This is a genomic window from Nocardia salmonicida NBRC 13393 (genome assembly GCF_001613085.1).
Taxonomy (GTDB): domain Bacteria; phylum Actinomycetota; class Actinomycetes; order Mycobacteriales; family Mycobacteriaceae; genus Nocardia; species Nocardia salmonicida.
Genome location: NZ_BDBR01000072.1, coordinates 1 through 18136, shown reverse-complemented (window position 1 = coordinate 18136; position 18136 = coordinate 1). Strand labels below are relative to the sequence as shown.

At 69.0% G+C, this 18136-nt stretch carries 15 protein-coding genes; 9 read left to right on the top strand and 6 right to left on the bottom strand.

The genetic code is table 11. The annotated features are described in order from the left end of the window. The first annotated feature begins 41 nt into the window (after positions 1 to 41). Both treZ and NS1_RS37800 read left to right on the top strand, forming a co-directional pair. The gene (treZ, locus tag NS1_RS37805; RefSeq protein ID WP_062992461.1) at positions 42 to 1793 is read left to right on the top strand and encodes a malto-oligosyltrehalose trehalohydrolase; all 1752 of its coding nucleotides are present in this window, start codon (positions 42 to 44) and stop codon (positions 1791 to 1793) included. A gap of 75 nt (positions 1794 to 1868) precedes the next feature. Next, complete coding sequence (locus tag NS1_RS37800) at positions 1869 to 3122, top strand: serine hydrolase domain-containing protein (protein WP_062992483.1); 1254 nt, start codon at positions 1869 to 1871, stop codon at positions 3120 to 3122. A gap of 16 nt (positions 3123 to 3138) precedes the next feature. Here NS1_RS37800 and ilvA read toward each other — a convergent pair whose 3' ends face one another. Together ilvA and NS1_RS37790 are read right to left on the bottom strand one after the other, a co-directional pair. Then, positions 3139 to 4491: a threonine ammonia-lyase IlvA gene (gene ilvA / locus NS1_RS37795; RefSeq protein ID WP_062992481.1), complete on the bottom strand. Its 1353-nt coding sequence runs from the start codon at positions 4489 to 4491 to the stop codon at positions 3139 to 3141. A gap of 88 nt (positions 4492 to 4579) precedes the next feature. Then, positions 4580 to 5014 carry a nitroreductase family deazaflavin-dependent oxidoreductase gene (locus tag NS1_RS37790; protein WP_062992459.1) on the bottom strand — a complete coding sequence of 145 codons (435 nt, stop codon included), beginning with the start codon at positions 5012 to 5014 and terminating at the stop codon, positions 4580 to 4582. A 97-nt stretch (positions 5015 to 5111) separates the two neighbouring features. Between NS1_RS37790 and NS1_RS37785 the strand changes: the two genes are divergently transcribed. Then, positions 5112 to 5327: a hypothetical protein gene (locus tag NS1_RS37785; RefSeq protein ID WP_056816333.1), complete on the top strand. Its 216-nt coding sequence runs from the start codon at positions 5112 to 5114 to the stop codon at positions 5325 to 5327. A gap of 27 nt (positions 5328 to 5354) precedes the next feature. Here NS1_RS37785 and NS1_RS37780 read toward each other — a convergent pair whose 3' ends face one another. After that, positions 5355 to 8123: a LuxR family transcriptional regulator gene (locus NS1_RS37780; protein WP_062992457.1), complete on the bottom strand. Its 2769-nt coding sequence runs from the start codon at positions 8121 to 8123 to the stop codon at positions 5355 to 5357. A gap of 158 nt (positions 8124 to 8281) precedes the next feature. On the opposite strand from NS1_RS37780, the gene NS1_RS37775 reads away from it, so the two are divergent. Continuing rightward, complete coding sequence (locus NS1_RS37775; RefSeq protein WP_084504799.1) at positions 8282 to 8638, top strand: nuclear transport factor 2 family protein; 357 nt, start codon at positions 8282 to 8284, stop codon at positions 8636 to 8638. Positions 8639 to 8664: 26 nt separating this feature from the next. Next, positions 8665 to 9084 (top strand): hypothetical protein, encoded by a 420-nt coding sequence (locus NS1_RS37770; RefSeq protein ID WP_062992453.1) that lies wholly within the window; start codon positions 8665 to 8667, stop codon positions 9082 to 9084. Positions 9085 to 9159: 75 nt separating this feature from the next. On the opposite strand, the gene treY is transcribed toward NS1_RS37770, so the two are convergent. From treY to NS1_RS37755, 3 genes are all read right to left on the bottom strand, one after another. Beyond that, positions 9160 to 11547, bottom strand: a complete 2388-nt coding sequence (gene treY, locus NS1_RS37765; protein ID WP_056816784.1) for a malto-oligosyltrehalose synthase — start codon at positions 11545 to 11547, stop codon at positions 9160 to 9162. 48 nt (positions 11548 to 11595) lie between these two features. Then, positions 11596 to 13701, bottom strand: a complete 2106-nt coding sequence (gene glgX / locus NS1_RS37760) for a glycogen debranching protein GlgX (RefSeq protein WP_062992452.1) — start codon at positions 13699 to 13701, stop codon at positions 11596 to 11598. Positions 13702 to 13768: 67 nt separating this feature from the next. Next, positions 13769 to 14314 (bottom strand): cupin domain-containing protein, encoded by a 546-nt coding sequence (locus NS1_RS37755; protein ID WP_062992479.1) that lies wholly within the window; start codon positions 14312 to 14314, stop codon positions 13769 to 13771. A 29-nt stretch (positions 14315 to 14343) separates the two neighbouring features. On the opposite strand from NS1_RS37755, the gene NS1_RS37750 reads away from it, so the two are divergent. From NS1_RS37750 to bioD, 4 genes are all read left to right on the top strand, one after another. Beyond that, a complete protein-coding gene (locus tag NS1_RS37750; RefSeq protein WP_062992450.1) occupies positions 14344 to 14811 on the top strand; it encodes a MarR family winged helix-turn-helix transcriptional regulator in 468 nt (155 codons plus the stop codon). Between the two features lie 60 nt (positions 14812 to 14871). Further along, the gene (locus NS1_RS37745) at positions 14872 to 16149 is read left to right on the top strand and encodes an adenosylmethionine--8-amino-7-oxononanoate transaminase (RefSeq protein WP_062992448.1); all 1278 of its coding nucleotides are present in this window, start codon (positions 14872 to 14874) and stop codon (positions 16147 to 16149) included. Between the two features lie 142 nt (positions 16150 to 16291). Beyond that, complete coding sequence (locus NS1_RS37740; RefSeq protein WP_062992446.1) at positions 16292 to 17440, top strand: 8-amino-7-oxononanoate synthase; 1149 nt, start codon at positions 16292 to 16294, stop codon at positions 17438 to 17440. Next, on the top strand, positions 17437 to 18117 hold the full coding sequence (bioD, locus tag NS1_RS37735) for a dethiobiotin synthase (protein ID WP_062992444.1): 681 nt from the start codon (positions 17437 to 17439) through the stop codon (positions 18115 to 18117). The genes NS1_RS37740 and bioD overlap by 4 nt, the downstream gene beginning before the upstream one ends. Positions 18118 to 18136: the final 19 nt, after the last annotated feature.

The following is an 18136-nucleotide window of genomic DNA, read 5'->3' as shown; positions in this document are numbered from 1 at the left end:
TTGATCGAGCACACCGGCGCGGGGCATGCGATGCTGGGCCGATGAGGCAGTTTCGGGTGTGGGCGCCGGAGGCGGGAGCGGTGCGGCTGCAACTGGACGGGGTGGAGCACCCGATGCGCCGAAACGGCGGCGGCAACTGGTCGGTGCGCGTCGACGCAGGTCAGGGTGCTCGATACGGGTTCCTGGTCGATGACGATCCGACGGTATTACCCGACCCGCGCTCGGCCCGTCAACCCGACGGGGTGCACGAAACCTCCGCGGTCCACGACCTCGACCCGACGGCCTGGACCGACCGGAACTGGACCGGTCGACCCCTGGCCGGCTCGGTGTTCTACGAACTCCACATCGGCACCTTCACCCCCGACGGCACCTTCGACGCGGCGATCGCCCATCTCGACCACCTCGTCACCCTCGGCGTGACCACCGTCGAACTCATGCCGGTCAACGCCTTCGACGGCACCCACAACTGGGGCTACGACGGCGTCCTCTGGTACGCGGTGCAGGAGAGCTACGGCGGCCCCGACGGCCTGCAACGCTTCGTCGACGCCTGCCACGCCCGCGGCCTGGCCGTCTGCCTCGACGTGGTCTACAACCACCTCGGCCCCTGTGGCAACTACCTGCCGCGCTTCGGCCCCTACCTCGCCACCGGCCGCAACACCTGGGGTCAGAGCCTCAATCTCGATGGTCCCGGGTCGGACGCGGTCCGCGCCTACATCATCGACAACGCCCTGCGCTGGCTGCGCGAGTTCCACATCGACGCGTTGCGCATCGACGCCGTCCACGCGCTGGTCGACCGCACCGCCACCCACCTGCTCGACGAGCTGACCGTCGAAACGACCGCGCTGGCAGCACATCTGGGTCGACCGCTCAGCCTGATCGCCGAGAGCGACCTCAACGATCCCCGACTGATCACCCCGCGCGCGGCGGGCGGCTACGGACTGACCGGCCAGTGGAACGACGACCTGCACCACGCCGTCCACACCGCTGTCTCCGGCGAAAGACAGGGCTACTACGCCGATTTCGGCTCACTGGCCTGCCTCATGCACACCCTCACCCACGGGTTCTTCCACGCCGCTACCTATTCCAGCTTCCGCGGTCGCACCCACGGGGCGCCCATTCCCCGCGACCTCGTCCCCGGCAGCGCCCTGCTCGGCTACACCTGCAACCACGATCAAATCGGCAATCGCGCGATCGGTGACCGCCCCAGCGACTACCTCACCCCCGGCCAACTCGCGGTGAAGGCGGCACTGGTGTTGCTCTCGGCGAGCACCCCGATGCTGTTCATGGGGGAGGAGTGGGGCGCGCGCACCCCGTTCCAGTTCTTCACCTCCCACACCGACCCCGTCGTCGCCGCGGCCACCGCCACCGGGCGCCGCGCCGAATTCGCCCAGCACGGATGGTCCAGCGAGGAGGTGCCGGACCCGCAGGACCCGGCCACCTTCACCCGCTCCAAGCTCGACTGGACCGAGATCGGTCGCGAACCGCACGCCCGGTTGCTCGCCTGCTATCGCGGCCTGCTCGCGCTACGCGCATCGAGGCCGGAGTTCACCGACCCGTGGCTGCAACGAGTGTGGGCCGACTATGACGAAGCGCAGCGTTGGTTCATCCTGCGTCGTGGTCGAATCTCGGTGGTGTGCAACCTCGCCGAGGACGAAGTGGTCATCCCGGTGCACGGTCGTGTGCTGCTCGCCTGGTCGCCTGCCACCGAAAGTGGTGCGGGAACACTCATTTCGGGTCACAGTTTCGCGGTGCTCGAAGAGGGCGACGGCACGGGGACGGTGGTCACCGAGTGATGACGACAGGGCACGGGTCGGCCACAGTCCGAAACGCGCCATTGCCGAATAAGCATAACGCCGTATAGTTGGATGATGAGCAACGACGCTTACGGGCAGGATAGCGCTGCCCTCCCGGCCGGTGTCGGGGGTTTCGCCCCTGCTGGGTTCGGCCCGCTGGTGCGCGCTTTCGCCGGCTTGATCGGCCACCGCCGCGGCGCGGGCGGCGCCCTCGCGGTATATCGGCACGGTGAACCACTCGCCCATTTCTGGATCGGCAGTGCTGGTGACACCGCGTGGACCGCGAACACCGGTTCCATCGTGTTCTCCGCGACCAAGGGCGTCACCGCCACCGTCATCCACCGGCTCGCCGACCGCGGACTCATCGACTATCAGGCGCCGATCGCCGAATACTGGCCGCGTTTCGCCGCGCACGGCAAAGGTTCGATCACCGTCGCCGACGTCCTCACCCACCGTGCCGGGCTGTCGTCGCTGTCGGCGGTCGCCAACAGCGCCCAAGAATCCCTCGATCACGAGCTGATGGAGGACCGGCTGGCGATGGCCGCCCCCGACCGGATGCTCGGCGTGCCCACCTATCACGCCCTGACCTACGGTTGGCTGCTCGCGGGCCTGGCCAGGGGCGTCACCGGCAAGAGCATGAGCGAGCTGATCCGCACCGAGGTCACCGACCCGCTCGGCATCGACGGGATCCACCTCGGCCACCCGGGCGCGAACTCATCGACCGAGTACGCCCGGCTGGCAGGCGCGCACCTGAGCTTCGCCGCGCACCCCCTCGCCGCCGCGTTCCTCGGCAAGGTCGGCTTCCGGCTGCCCGGCCCGCTCGGCGCGGCTGCCCGCTGCCTGTTCGTGCCCGGCCTCGACGGCATTCTCGACGGCGACCACCCGCCGATCCTGAGCACCGAGATGCCCGCGGGCAACGGGGTCGCCACCGCTCCCGGCCTCGCGAAGATGTATGCCGCGCTGGCCGACGGCGTCACCGTCGACGGCTCGCCTTTCCTGCAGCCGAGCACACACGCCGCGATCCGCAAGGTCCAGACCTACCGGCTCGACCACGCCTTGTTCTACCTGCCGATGATGTGGCACCTGGGCTACCACTCGATGCCCGCGGTCGGTGCGCGGAACGGGTTCGGCCACATCGGCCTCGGTGGTTCCTTCGGCTGGGTCGACCCGCAGTCGGGGCTCTCGGTGGCCTACGTCCACAACCGGCTCGACCAGATCCTGCTGCCGTACGACCAGATCGCCATGGGCTGGCTGCTGCCGCTGGTGCTGTCGGGTGTGCGCGCCGCGGGCCGCGAGGCCGGACATCGCGAGGACCGCGCGGCGGCCTAACCGCCGCGCGGACTCCCTACGTGAGGTAGCGGTAGGCGGGGGAACCCGGTTCCAGGCGTTCGGCCTGGATCGGGGACTCCTCGATGCGGTGCATCAGCGAGGCCAAGTTGTCGGTGGCGCCGAGTTCGATGCCGACCAGCGCCGCCCCGGTGTCCCGGTTGTTGCGCTTGACGTACTCGAACATGGTGATGTCGTCGTCGGGGCCGAGGACATCGTCGAGGAAGCGGCGCAGCGCGCCGGGCTCCTGCGGGAAGTCCACCAGGAAGTAGTGCTTGAGGCCGCGGTGCACCAGTGAGCGTTCGATGATCTCGCCGTAGCGCGAGACATCGTTGTTACCGCCCGAGACCAGCACCACGACCGTGCTGCCGGGCTCGATGTCGATCTCGGCCAGTGCCGCGGTGGCCAGCGCGCCCGCGGGTTCGGCGATGATGCCTTCGCTCTGGTAGAGGTCGAGCATCGCGGTGCAGATGGCGCCCTCGTCGACCAGCATCACCCGGAAAGGTGCTGTGCCGGTGTGGTCTTCGGGTGTCGTGAGCAGGGGCAGCGAGGCGTGCGAGACCATCCGCCCGCCGAACGACGCGGCCGCCCGGTAGGGCAGTTCACCGATGCGGCGCACAGCGGCACCGTCGACGAACGGGTCGATCTCGGGCAGCGTCACCGGAGCACCGGCGACCAGTGCGGCGGTGAGCGAGGCCGCGCCCGCGGGTTCCACGCCGAGCAGACTGGTGTGCGGTGCTCGTTCGCGCAGGTAGGTGCCGATGCCGGCGAGGCAGCCGCCGCCGCCGACCGGCACGACCACCAGATCGGGCGCGGTGCCGAGCTGCTCGAGGAATTCCGCGGCGATGGTGCCCTGGCCCGCGGCGGTGCGCGGGTCGTCGAACGGCGGAACCATGGTGGCGCCGGTGCGGGCCACATCGTCGGCGGCGGCCGCGGCCGCGGCGTCGTAGGTCTCGCCGACGGCGATCAGCTCGACGAACTCGCCGCCGTGCACGCGGATGCGGTCACGCTTCTGCTTGGGGGTGGTGGTCGGTACGTAGATGCGCCCGCGCACGCCCATCGTTCGGCAGGCGAAGGCCACGCCCTGCGCGTGATTGCCCGCGCTGGCGGCCACCACACCGGCCGCGCGCTCGGCGGCGGTGAGTTGCACCATCAGGTTGTAGGCGCCGCGCAGCTTGTAGGAGCGGACCGCGGTCAGGTCTTCGCGCTTGAGGTACACCTGCGCACCGGTGCCGGCCGACAGTCGCGCGCTGTACTGCAGCGGCGTCGGCTCGATGATCCCGGAAATTCGCTTCGCGGCGGCGTCGATCTCGTCCGCGGTGAGCGGCGGACGGGTTACGGGCACTTCGGCGACGTCAGCGATGTGGGACACCCCGACCATGCTACCGAGGCTCCTCGCGCGCTCCGTCAGCGGAACCACCCGCCGTGGTAACCACGGCGGGTGTGCTCCGACCTGCGGTTCAGCGCGGGGTGAGGACGAAGACCGGGATCACGCGATCGGTCTTCTTCGTGTACTCGTCGTAGTCGGGCCACGCGGCGACCGCGCGCTCCCACCACTGCGCTCGCTCGTCGCCGACGACCTCGCGCGCGGTGTAGTCCTTGGTGGTGGTGCCGTCGCGCAGTTCGACGTGCGGATCGGCCTTGATGTTGTGGTACCAGACGGGATTCTTCGGCGCCCCGCCCAGCGAAGCGACGACGGCGTACTCGCCGTCGTGCTCGACCCGCATCAGCGGTGTCTTGCGCAGCTTGCCGGACTTGGCGCCCTTGGTGGTGAGCAGGATGACGGGTTTGCCTTGCAGCGAAGTGCCCTCGGCACCGCCGGAATTCTCGTAGGTCTCGGCCTGTTCGCGTGCCCAGTCCGAAGTGCTCGGTGCGTACTCTCCTGTCAATGGCATAACTTGCACAACGAATCGTCGCTTTGTGATGTTCCTGACAGAGTCATGCGGATAAGTTCGGTGGCCCGAACTTCGATGTGCGCCTATCCTGGTCTTCATGGCAGTGCTCACCTCATCGGCAGCATCCGCGACCGTCGACATCGCGGGTAGCGCTTGGCCGGTCTACAAGCTCGAGGCGCTGGTCGCCGCGCTCGTGGTCGGTGCGCTGTTGCTGCTGGTCGTCGGGTCGCCGCAGGTCGCGGTGCTCGCCGCGGCAGCGGTCGCCGCCGCCCGCTGGACCGTGGGCGCGACTCGGACCGCCTCGCGCAATTGATTCGATCCGCCCAGGTCGGTCGCGGATTCACTCCGTCAGGTCGAGCGCGCTCAGCTCACCGCGCGACAGCACGCCCAGCTTCGGATACGCCTTGTACAGGTGATGGCCGACCGTGCGGTGGCTCAGGAACAACCGTGCCGCGATCTCCCGGTTCGACAAGCCCTGCGCCGCCAGTCGCACGATCTGTGATTCCTGCGGGGTGAGCGAGCTCAGCGGACCGCCGCTCGCACGGGCGCCTGTGCCGACGCCGAGCGCGCCCAATTCGGTGCGGGCTCGCTCGCCCCACGGCGTCGCGTCGAGCCGATCGAACAGGTCCATGGCCAGCTCCAGCTGAGTCCGCGCGTCGACCTTACGTTTGTCGCGGCGCAGCCACTCGCCGTAGAGCAGCCGGGTGCGGGCCTCGTCGAACGGGCGGTTCACGGCGAGCGCGGCCACGAAGTGCTGCTCGGCGTCGGATCCGTCGGCCAGCAGCGCACGCCCGCGGGCCGCCAGCGCCTCGATCCACGCCTGTCCGGCCCGCTGTGCCCAGTGGGTGAGTCGATCCAGTGCTTCGGTCGCCCGGTCCGTCGCGCCGAGGCGAACCGCCACTTCGATCTGATCCGGGAGCGTGCGCAGCCCGATCACGTGGTGGCGAGCCGGCTCGATCGTCATATGCGCGAGCTCTGTCTGCGCCTGCTCCAACCTGCCTTCGCCGAGCGCGAGCAGCGCCACGGCCGCGTGCGCCCACGACGCGCCCACCGCGCCCGGCCCACCGAATTCCTCGGCCACCGCACGATCGGCATGATCGCGACAGATTGTCGTATCGCCCCGCAGGGCGGCGAGATACGCCAGGAACGCGTGGATCTGACTCACCCATTGCGCCTGCCCGATGTCCTGTGCGATTCGCAATCCTTCCTCGGCCGCGATCCGGCTCTCGCGTGGCCGCCCGCCGAACGACAATCCCTCGGAGCGAAAGAACAACAGCGGCGCCAGCAGACCGATCCGCCCCTGATCCCGGCATTCCCTGACCAACTCGCCGGCCAGCTCTTCGACCTGCGCGTCCTGGCCGACAACCAAGCCGCTGCCACACAACTGCACGAGGTCGGCCGGACTGTCCGCGCCGCCCGCCCGGGCGGCAGCCGCCGCGTCGCGCAGGTCAGCGACCCGGTGTCCGGTCACCGACCCGGTCAGGTATCGCACGATCGGCGTCGCGGGATCGTCCTCCACCAGCCGCAGCGTCGTCAGAACGGCGGCGACCTCGTCGAGCTCATCGGGTCCGAGATACCACGCGGTGTGTACGGCCTTGGTCAGAATCCGGGCAGCGCCACGGGGATCGGTCTCGCGCGCCGCGACGGCCGCTGACATCAGCCGTCGATGCGCGGAAGCCGGTTTGCCACAGGCGAATTCGGCCTGCGCGCGCACCGAGTCCAGCCGCAGTGCGAACGCGGACCTGTCGGAACCGAGGGCGGCTGCCGCACGTGACCGGCTCGTCGGGTCGGTCTCCGCTCGGTCGACCCCGTCGGCATCGAATTCAGCTTGGTGGGACAGCGACTCGGCTCGCTCGGCCAGTCGCTCCGCTCGGTCGGTGAGGCCGGCCTCGGTCGCGGTCTCGGCGGCGAGGACGAGTCTGCGTACCCGCGCACCGGCGTCGGTACTCAACGCCGCCGCGCGATCGTAGGCGGCCACCGCGCCGTGGAAGCCGTGACGGCGTCGGGCACGATCGGCTGTTCGTTCCAGCGCGGTCGCGGTGTGTTCGTCGGGACCTGTTGCCGCGCAAGCGAGGTGCCACGCGCGCAGGTCGGCGGCGTCGTCGTCGACCAGTGTGTCGGCGAGCGCGCGATGGGCGCCGAGACGGTCGGTGAGCGCTGCGCCCTGGTACACCGCCGAGCGCAACAGTGGATGGCGCCAGGTGAGCACCTGACCGTCGGTGGCCACCATGCCCGCGTCTTGCGCGGGTTGTAGATCCGGTAGTGACGCGCCGAGCGCGGACGCGGCACGCAGAACCGGGGCGAGGTCCGCCGCGCCTGCCGCCGCGGCGATCAGGAGCACGGTTCTGGTCGCGGCGGGCAGGCGGGTGACCCGCCCGTGGAAGGCCAGTTGCAACCGCTGGGTCAGCGGCAGCGGATTGCTCTCGTCGACAATGCTCGCACCGACCACAGCCGGAAGTTCCAGCAGCGCGAGCGGATTACCGCCCGACTCGGCGAGCAGCCGATACCGCATGGCCGGACTCAACGCGGTGGCACCGGCGTCGAGCAGTGCCGCCGCGGCATCGGGACGCAACCCCGCCAGTGCGAGTTCCGTCAGCCCGGGAGCGGGAAAATCCTGCGGTCCCGAGCGAGTCGCGAACAGCATCACCACCCCCTCGGCATCGAGTCTGCGGGCCGCGAACAGCAGTGCCTCCGCAGTGGCCCGGTCCAGCCAGTGCGCGTCGTCGATCACACACAGCAGCGGCCCCTGCGCCGCCTCCTCGGCGAGCAGGGTCAGCACCGCCAGCCCGATCAGCATCCGATCGGCGGGGGCACCCTCGCCCAGTCCGAATGCCGCCTCGAGTGCGTCGCGCTGCCGCGACGGCAGTTGCCGCACCAGCTCCATGCCGGGGCGGACCAGCAGATGTAGTGCCGCGAAGGGCAATTCGGCCTCGGACTCGATGCCCGCACTGCGCACAGTCGGAATGCCTTGCGCCGCTGCGTAATCCAGCAGGGCGGTCTTCCCGATCCCGGCCTCGCCGCGCAGCACCATGGCCCCGCTCCGGCCCGCGCGCGCCCCGCTGAGCAGGTCGTCGATCATGGCCTGTTCGGTGTCGCGTCCGTGCAGCATGGGCACCACGGTATCGCCGTACCGGTATCGCCAGTAGTCGCGACGGAAAAAGTACCTATAGGCGACTGATTCGACCGACCCCCCTCGCGCCATAACGTTGGTGTCATCGCAGGAACAACCCGCGAAATGCCAGCTCAAAGCCTATTTCGGAGGTCGAGATGAACACCGTCGTCGCACAGTACCTGGAAGCCTGGAACACCCGCGAGCCCGCCGCCCGCCGCTCCGCGGTCGCCCGTCTGTTCACCCCGGACGCCCGCTACGTCGACCCATTGGTCGCGGTCACCGGCCACGCCGAACTCGAAGCCGCCATCGCGGGAGTGCAGGCGCAGTTCCCCGACTGGACCTTCACCCTGGCCGGCCCCGTCGACGCCCATCACGACCAGGTCCGCTTCACCTGGGGTCTCGGGCCCGCCGACGCCCCCGCCGTAGTGATCGGCTTCGACGTCGCCGTCCTCACCGACGGCCGCATCGACAGCGTCTACGGCTTCCTCGACCAGGTCCCCGCCACCACGTAACCCTCTCGCAGCCAAGGAGATTCGCCATGACCACCACCGCCCCGTCCCGCCTGTCCACACTGTTCGCCTCCGGCGAGAACCTGCTGCGGGTGTCGCTGCGCCTCGACGCGGTCGTCACCACCGTCAACGGCATCGCCTACCTGGCGCTGGCGCAACCGCTGGAACGGCTACTCGGACTCGATGCCGGCGTCGGCCTCGCGATCGGCGCGTTCCTCACCGCCTACGGCCTGGCCGTCGCGTTCGTCGGCCGCTCGTCGCCCGTCAACCGGGCTGCGGCGTCGGTGGTGGCGATCGGCAACACCGCCTGGGTGGTGGCCAGTCTTGCCGCGCTGTCGACCGGCGCACTCGGTCTCACCACGGTGGGCGCGGTGTGGGCGGTACTGCAGTCGGTGACCGTCGGTGGCTTCGCCACCCTGCAGTACCTCGGCCTACGCCGCAGCAACTGAGCCGGACCCGAAGGACCGACGCACACCGCGTCGGTCCCTTCGCCCCGTACTCGGGCAGTACGTGATGCGCGGCGTTCAGCGCACCAGCAACGCGACAGGCAGTCGGGCGAACAGTTTGTCCACCCGCGCGCTGCCCGCGAAGGTGTTCCCGGTGAGTCGATCGGTCCAATTGCCCTGCGGCAGCGGCAACGTGGTGTCGAGCCAGCCCGTCGCGGCGAGCCCCACCGAATGGCGGGTCGCCGCCACGATCACCTCCGGCGCCTCGCCCGCCGGCCCCCGCCCATAGGCGATGAACCGATGCGCGTGCTCACCGATGGCATAGAGCGGCCGGTACATCCCGCCGACGAAGCACTCCGGCCGCTCCCTGCGCAACCACAGCGCATAGGCCACCACCCACATCTTCGCCGCCCCGGTGGTATCCAGAGTCGGTGTGTCGGTGAGTGATTGGAGCATTCCCACGCGGGTGGCGAAGTTGACCGGCCGCCGATTGTCGGGGTCGACGAGGGAGTCCTCCCACAATTCGGTGCCCTGATAGATATCGGGAATCCCCGGCGCGCCCAGCTGCAAGAGCTTCTGCGCCACCGCGTCCGACCACGCGTGCGGTGCGAGCTCGTGCGCCAGGTCGCCGATGCCGGTACCCACCGGCCCGTCGATCACCGCGTCGAGCCAACCGTGTACGGCCGATTCGAACTCCGCGTCGGGCTCCTCCCACGACGTCTTGGTCCCGGCCTCGCGAATCGACTTCTCCGCGAACATGTGCAGCCGATCGCGCAGCCCCGGCACCGAGGAGGCGGGCCGTCCGTCGGCAGGCCACACCCCGAACATGTTCTGCAGCAGGAACAGTGCCGTCGCGCCGTCGGGCGCGGGGGTCGTCTCGAGCCAGCCGCGAACCCGCTGCGACCAGACATCGGCGACCTGCGACAGCACCCCGATCCGGGCGCGCACATCCTCGCCACGTTTGGTGTCGTGGGTCGAGATCGTCGTCATGGTCGCGGGCCAGCGCTGCGCGCGTTCACTGTTGGACAGGTGGAAGTCGTTGACGGTGTGGCCGAATCGCGCCGGATTGCCGCCCACCTCCTGCAACGACACCAGCCGCGCACCCTGATAGAACATGGTGTCCTCGACCGACTTGGCGGTGATCGCCCCACACACCTGCGAGAACCTGGTCGCCGCTTCGCCACCCACCGACAGCGCGGTCACCAGCACCGACAGCGGTACCGTCAGTTCGGCATTGCGTTTCTCCACCTCCGCCACGACCGCGGCCGTCATCCCGGCCAGCGGGGCGTAGTCCACCCGGTACACCGGCATGAAGGCCAGTACCTCGATGGTCGCGTTGCTCACCGCGAGGGTGTCGAAACTGCCCGCGTTGCCGTCGCGCTTGATCGCGGCCACCAACCGCCGGATCTCCGGCGCCAGAATGGTCTCGGCGACGGCCCGCTTGATCCGATGCTCGGTCTCGCCGAACCACGAACGGTCGCTACCGTGTCCCGCGACGTGCTGGGACAGTTCGGTCAGCGTCGTCTCACCCGCCGGATCGATGAGCACCCCACCGAGATCGGCGAGCGCGTCATAGCCGGTGGTTCCGTCGATCGGCAGCGTGGCGTCGAGGGGTTCGCGATTGGCCAGGATCTTCTCGACCAGCAGCAACCGCTGCGGTCCGATCAGCCTGCGCAACCGGGTCAGATAGGCACTCGGATACGACAATCCGTCCGGATGGTCGACCCGGACGCCATCGATCAGATCGTGTTCGCACCACGCTGCCAGCTCCCGATGCGTCGCCTCGAACACCTCCGGGTCTTCCTGCCGGATCGCCGCCAGGCTGCTCACCGCGAAGAACCGCCGGTAGGTACACACTCCCGCCTTCCAGCTCACCAGCCGGTAGTGCTGGCGGTCGTGGATGCGCAGCGCGTTGTCGCCGTCGGTGCCCGCCGCGATCGGGAACCGCAGATCGTGCAGTGCCAGCATCGGCTCCGCCCCCGACCGGTCGACGGTCAGCGCGGCCGGGTCGTTCTCGTTCTGCAGAACCGGCAGCGCCAGCCGCCCGCCCGCGCCGTTGCCCGAGCTCCAGTCGATGTCGAAATACTTGGCGTACTGCGACTTCTGCCCGTTGCGCAGCACATCCCACCACCACGGATTCTGTCGCGGATCGCCGACGCCCACGTGGTTGGGCACCATGTCGACGATCAATCCCATGCCGCGACTGCGTACTTCGTCGGAGAGCACCTTGAGCCCCGTCGGCCCGCCGAGGGCGGCCGAGACCGTGGTCGGATCGGTGACGTCGTAACCGTGCGTCGACCCGTGCGCCGCGGTCAGGATCGGCGACAGATACAGGTGCGAGATGCCCAGCTGCTGGAGGTATTCGGCGATGGCGCGGGCATCGGCGAAGGTGAGCGCGTCGGGGCGCAGCTGCAACCGGTAGGTGCTGCGCACCGTGCCCGCTCGCACGGGCGCGCGATGCAGCATGGTCAGCGGGTCGGTCACATAGGTCTCGGTCATGATCTCGCTCGGCGGCTAGGCGGTTCGGCGCAATACGAGCAGGCAGCGGCTGGCAACCGGCAGCGTCGCCGCCGCGGTGTGCACCGCGTCGGCCGCGCCGGTAGGGGTCGAACAATCCAGGGCGAGCGACCATTGCGCACCGAAGTCCGGGCCGGGCAGTACGAAATCGATCGCTTCGTCGTGCGCATTGAAGCACAGCAGGAACGAGTCGTCGGTGATGCGCTCACCGCGCGGACCCGGTTCGGCGATGCCGTCGCCGTCGAGCAGCACGGCCAGCGACTTCCCGAACCCGCTGTCCCAGTCGTCGTCGGTCATCTCGCTGCCCGCGGGCGTGAACCAGGCGATCTCCCGCCGGTGTCCCTGGTCGTCGCTCGGACCGGCGGCCAGGAAACGGCGCCGCCGGAAGATCGGATGCTCGGTGCGCAAGGCGATCACCGTGCGGGTGAACTCGAGCAGGTCGGCATTGGCCTGCGCCAGCGACCAGTCCATCCACGCCAGCGGCGAATCCTGGCAGTACACATTGTTGTTGCCGAGCTGAGTGCGTCCGATCTCGTCACCGTGGGCGAGCATCGGCGTGCCCTGACTCAGGATCAGCGTGGCCAGCAGATTGCGTTGCTGACGAGCACGCAGCGCCAGGATCCGCGGATCGTCGGTCTCGCCTTCGACGCCACAGTTCCACGATCGATTGTGGCTTTCGCCGTCGCGATTGCCCTCGCCGTTGGCATCGTTGCGTTTCTCGTTGTAGGACACCAGATCTCGCAGCGTGAAGCCGTCGTGCGCGGTGACGAAGTTGATGCTGGCGCCCGGCCGACGGCCCGTCGACTCGTACAGATCCGACGACCCGGTGAGCCGGGAGGCGAACTCGCCCAACGTCGCGGGCTCCCCACGCCAGTAATCACGCACCGTGTCGCGGTATTTGCCGTTCCACTCGGTCCACAGACTGGGGAAGTTGCCGACCTGGTAGCCACCCTCGCCGACATCCCACGGTTCGGCGATGAGTTTGACCTGACTCACCACCGGATCCTGGTGCACCAGGTCGAAGAACGCGGAAAGCCGGTCCACATCGTGCAATTCGCGCGCCAGTGTCGCGGCGAGGTCGAAGCGGAAACCGTCGACGTGCATGTCCAGAATCCAGTACCGCAGCGAGTCCATGATCAGCTGCAGCGTGTGCGGATGGCGGACATTGAGGCTGTTGCCGGTGCCGGTGTAGTCCTTGTAGTGCTCGGGAGTGGTGTCGTCGAGCCGGTAGTAGGCGGCATTGTCGATCCCGCGCAGGCTCAGTGTCGGGCCGTTGTGGTTGCCCTCGCCGGTGTGGTTGTAGACGACGTCGAGAATCACCTCGATGCCCTCGACATGCATCGCACGCACCATCGCCTTGAACTCGGCGACCGCACCGTCGCCGCGCGGCCGGGCCGAATACTGGTTGTGCGGTGCGAGATACCCGATGCTGTTGTAGCCCCAGTAGTTCCGCAGTCCCTGATCGGTGAGCACGTGATCGTGGAAGAACTGGTGCACCGGCATGAGCTCGATCGCGGTGACGCCCAACGACTTCAGATGCCCGATGATCGCCGGATGCGCCAGGCCCGCATAGGTGCCGCGCAGATCCTCCGGGATATCCGGGTGCGTCATCGTCAGGCCCTTGACGTGCGCTTCGTAGATCACCGTCTCGTGATAGGGCCGGTTCGGCGGCCGATCGGGACCCCAGTCGAAGAACGGGTTGATCACCACCCCGGTCATCGTGTGGCCCAGCGAATCCAGTCCGTAGGTGTAGAGCGAGGGGTCGTTGACGAACTCGCCGTCGAACGCCTTCCCATACGGGTCGAGCAGCAGTTTGCTGGGATCGCAGCGCAATCCGAGCTCCGGCTCGTACGGGCCGTGGATGCGGAAGCCGTAGCGCTGACCCGGCATGACGGAGGGAAGATAGGCGTGCCAGACGTAACCGTCGACTTCGTCGAGATCGATACGCGTCTCGGAGCCGTCCTTGGCGATCAAGCAGAGCTCGACCTTCGTGGCGACTTCGGAGAACACCGAGAAGTTCGTGCCCCCGCCGTCATAGGTGGCGCCGAGCGGATACGCGGTACCCGGCCACACCTCATCGGATCGGTCGTTCGGGCTCGACATGCTACGACAGTAATGGAACCTCTGGCCCCACCGCGCACGATGTGACCGGCCGCTCGCTGACCTCGGCTCAGGCGGAGACGGATGTGAGCAACCGCCGCGCGTAGCCCGTGCGCCGCGCGAGCCCGGCCAACCCGCCGAAGATCAACCGCTGCGGCAACGCGGGGGGACCGGCGAGATAACCGTCCTGGTACTCCCAGAGCAGTCCGAGGGCGAGCGGATTGCGGGGGAGTTTGCTCGCTGTCGTCTTGTTCGCGTTGTCGAGGCCGCTCCAGAACGCGAACATCTCCCAGTGCTGTAGCGGCGGACGGATCACATGGTCCAGCACGGTGTCGTTCGCTTCGTTCCAGAACTCGTGCACGGCCCTCGGGGGTGCGGTCACCGTATCGCCGGGCCCCGCGACGATGTCTTCTCCGTCGACTCGGAACCGCACCCGACCGGTCCGAATGGTCCAGGTTTCGCTGATCTCGGGATGCCAGTGCGGGCCCGCCTCTCGGCCGATATGCGGCAGCACGTGCTCGAGGCGCAGATAGGCGCCCCGCGCGTCGGCGCCGCGGTCGACGAGCGTGACCCGATGCCCGTTGCGGAAGGTGAGGACGGAACCGATGTCAGCCATCATCCAGATATAAAGGTAACCTTCCTATTATGTCAATGGTCGAGCCGTCCTCATTGTTGAAACTGCTGGTCCAGGCGGCCGATGCCTACGAGCGCGCGGTGAACCCTTCGCTGCGCGCGGGGCTCGGAACCGACCTGCGTCCCGCGCACTACGCGGTATTCCGGTATCTGGCACCGAGCGGATCTCGGGTGACCGCGTTGGCAGAGGCTGCCGGAATGACCCAGCAGTCGATGGGGGAGTTGGTCACGCACTTGGAGAAGTGCGGTTACGTGGAGCGCACACCCGATCCAGCGGACGGGCGCGCGCGGCTGGTCGTCACCACCGCGGCCGGGCGGGAGGCCGTGGCGCTGGCCGGGCAGCACATCCAGCGGATCGAACAGGTGATCGAGGCTGAGCTCGGCGCGGAATCGCTCACCGTGGTCCGCGACGCGCTCGCCCGCCTGCCCGCCGTGCTCGCGAATCAGTCGGACACTCGGTCCGCGAGTGGCGGCAAGTGATAACTTGAACAGCGTTCAAGGCTGTCGTCTCGGCAGCCCCGGGCGACGACGAGGAAACCTGTGGACCTGAGCCCCGAGCAGATCACCGCCCTCGATGCCGAGCATGTCTGGCATCCCTACGGCGGATTTCCGGCCACGACCGAGCCGCTGGTCGTGGCGAGCGCGGCGGGCACGCGACTCACCCTCGCCGACGGCCGCGAACTCGTCGACGGGATGAGCTCGTGGTGGGCGGCCGTCCACGGCTACTGCCACCCGGTCCTGGACGCGGCGCTACTCGCGCAATCGCAGCGGATGAGTCACGTGATGTTCGGCGGCCTCACCCACGAACCGGCCACCCGCCTGGCCCAACTGCTGGTCGAACTCACGCCCGTGGGCCTGGACAAGGTCTTCCTCTGCGATTCGGGCTCGGTCTCGGTCGAGGTCGCGGCGAAGATGTGCCTGCAGTACTGGCGCGGCGTCGGTCGCCCGGCGAAGAACCGCCTGCTCACCTGGCGTGGGGGATACCACGGCGACACCTTCACGCCGATGAGCGTCTGCGACCCCGACGGCGGAATGCACGCGCTGTGGACCGACGTCCTCACCGAGCAGGTCTTCGTCCCCGCGCCGCCGCGCGACTTCGAACCCGACTACGTCGCCGAACTCGAGCACGCGGTGGCCACCCATCGTGACGAGCTCGCCGCGGTGATCGTCGAACCGGTCGTACAGGGCGCGGGCGGCATGCGCTGGCACGACCCCCGCTACCTCACCGAACTGCGTCGGATCTGCGACGACAACGATGTCCTACTCGTATTCGACGAGATCGCCACCGGATTCGGCCGCACCGGCGAGCTGTTCGCCGCCGACCACGCGGGCGTCGCGCCGGACGTGATGTGCGTCGGTAAAGCGCTGACCGGGGGTTATCTCACCCTCGCCGCTGCGCTGTGTACCGCGCGGATCGCGGAGACGATCAGTGCGGCGCACGGCGGGTTGATGCACGGGCCGACCTTCATGGGCAATCCCCTGGCCTGTGCCGTCGCGGTCGCCTCGATCGAATTGCTGCGCTCGCGAGACTGGCGAGGCGAGGTGGCCAGGATCGAGTCCGAACTTCGGGCCGGCCTCGCGCCGCTCGCCGAGCTGCCCGGTGTCGCCGAGGTCCGCGTGCTCGGTGCGATCGGCGTCGTCGAACTCGACGAACCCGTCGAGATGCGCGCCGCGACCGATGCCGCCGTCGACGCGGGCGCCTGGCTGCGCCCGTTCCGCAACCTCGTCTACACGATGCCCCCGTTCATCAGCACCACTGCCGACATCGCCACCATCACCGAGGCCGTGCGCGCGGCGGTGAAGGCCTCGGTCGCATGAACCTCGCGGCGGATCGGCACCGCAGTGCGGCTCGTAGGACCGACTGGTCGAGCGTCACGCCGACCGCGGTGACGGCAGCGCTCAGATGAGTGCGCGGGCAACCGTCCTGAACGGTGTTCAAGTATGCTGCTCAACTGTGAGTATGGATCCGTTGAGCTGGTTGGACGAGCGCGCGGCCGAGCGGGTCGACGCCGGGCTACGCAGGCACTTGCGCGAGCGCGCCGCTGAGTCGCCCGCGATCGACCTCGCCTCCAATGACTACCTGGGCCTGCACCGGCACCCCGAAGTCGTCGAGGGCGCGATCGCGGCGGTGCGCCGGTGGGGAGCGGGAGCCACGGGTTCGCGACTGGTCACCGGAACCACCACCGAGCACGCGCTCCTCGAAGCCGAGCTGGCCGAATTCGTCGGCGCCGAAACAGGATTGGTCTTCGCCACCGGCTACGCCGCCAACCTGGGTGTGGTCACCGCATTGGCCGGACGCGGCACCCTCGTGGTCTCCGACGCGGGCTCGCACGCCTCGCTGGTCGACGCGTGCAGGCTCTCCCGCGCCAGAGTCGCGATCGCACCGCACCGCGATGTCGACGCGGTCGAACGACTGCTCGCCGACCGCGCCGAGGAGCGCGCGCTGGTCCTCACCGATTCGGTCTTCAGCGCCGACGGCGACCTCGCGCCACTGGCCGATCTCCATCGCGTCACCCGGGCGAACGGCGCCATCCTGATCGTCGACGAGGCACACGGCCTCGGGGTGCGCGGCGCGGGCGGCCGTGGACTCGTGCACGAGCTGGGCTTGGCCGGCGAACCGGACCTCGTGATCACCGCGACCCTGTCGAAGGCCTTCGCTGCCCAGGGCGGGGCAGTGCTGGCCGATGCCAGGATCCGCGCCCACCTCATCGATGCCGCTCGCACCTTCATCTTCGACACCGGTCTCGCTCCCGCCGCGGTCGGCGCGGCGCGCGCCGCGCTGGCGCTGCTGCACCGCGACCCGTCGATGGCCACCCGCGTCCTCGACCGCGCCGCCGACATCGCCCGGATCGCCGGAGTATCCGACCCGGATTCCGCAGTGGTCTCGGTGGTCCTCGGCGAAGCCCAAGTCGCGTTCGACGCCGCGCAGGCCTGCCGCGCCCGCGGTCTCGACGTCGGCTGCTTCCGCCCGCCCTCGGTCCCCGAAGGCACCTCGCGACTGCGCCTCACCGCTCGTGCCGACCTCACGTCCGCCGAACTCGAGACGATCGCCGAGGTCCTCGGCGATGTTCTCGCGGCGGCTCGCGGCAAGGAATCGGTGACGGCATGACTGTCCTGCTGATCAGCGGCACCTCGACAGACGTCGGCAAAACCGTCGTCACCGCGGCACTGGCCGCCGCCGTACAGGCCGAGGGCCGCACCGTCGCGGTCTGCAAGCCCGCCCAGACCGGCATCGCCCCCGGCGAGCCCGGCGACCTTGCCGAGGTCACCCGCCTGACCGGGGTGACCCGAACCCTCGAGCTCGCCCGCTACCCGGACCCGCTCGCCCCCGACACCGCCGCACGCCGCGCGGCCATGCCCTTACTGACGCTGAGCGAAACCGTCGCCGCCGTCGATTCGCTCGCCGACGCCGACGTGGTGCTGGTCGAAGGTGCGGGTGGACTGCTGGTGCGGATGGGGGAGTTCACCCTGCTCGACCTCGCCCAGAAAATCGGCGCCCCGGTCGTGGTCGTCGCCGCGGCCGGCCTCGGCACCCTCAACCACAGCGAACTCACCACCCGCACGCTCGCCGCGGCCGATGTTCCCTGTGCAGGCTTGGTCATCGGCTCTTGGCCGACCGATCCCGACCTCGCCGCTCAGTGCAACCGGGACGACCTTCCACGAGTCACCGAGACTCCGATAGTCGGCACAATCCCCGCAGGCGCGGGGCAGTGGGAGCGCCACCGCTTCACCGCAGCCGCGCCCGGCTGGTTCACTGCCGATCTGCTGCGTGGAAACCACCCTTGACCACCCGATTTGACTTCGT